Source organism: Paraburkholderia sp. SIMBA_054, from assembly GCF_046534875.1.
Taxonomy (GTDB): domain Bacteria; phylum Pseudomonadota; class Gammaproteobacteria; order Burkholderiales; family Burkholderiaceae; genus Paraburkholderia; species Paraburkholderia hospita.
Genome location: NZ_JAWRXV010001053.1, coordinates 1 through 261, shown reverse-complemented (window position 1 = coordinate 261; position 261 = coordinate 1). Strand labels below are relative to the sequence as shown.

Here is a 261-nt window from a genome sequence, read left to right as displayed (position 1 = left end):
CCAACGACCGCGCTTCAAGCCCTTCGGCAGCGAAATCGGGCCGTGACGCGTGCGGATCAGACGGCTCACCATCAGACCGGCCGCCTCGAACATACGACGCACTTCGCGGTTACGCCCTTCGGCGAGCGCGACGTGATACCAATGATTGGTGCCTTCGCCGCCGCCGTCGCGAATGCGCAGGAAGTTCGCCGGGCCGTCGTCGAGTTCGACGCCGGTCAGCAGCTTTTGACGCATGCCTTTGGCAAGTTCGCCGACCACGCG

Annotated in this window: 1 pseudogene; it reads right to left on the bottom strand. The window is 65.1% G+C overall.

Annotated features, from left to right (window positions below):
• A pseudogene (locus SB822_RS58380) lies at nucleotides 1–261 on the bottom strand (23S rRNA pseudouridylate synthase B); the annotation flags it as partial.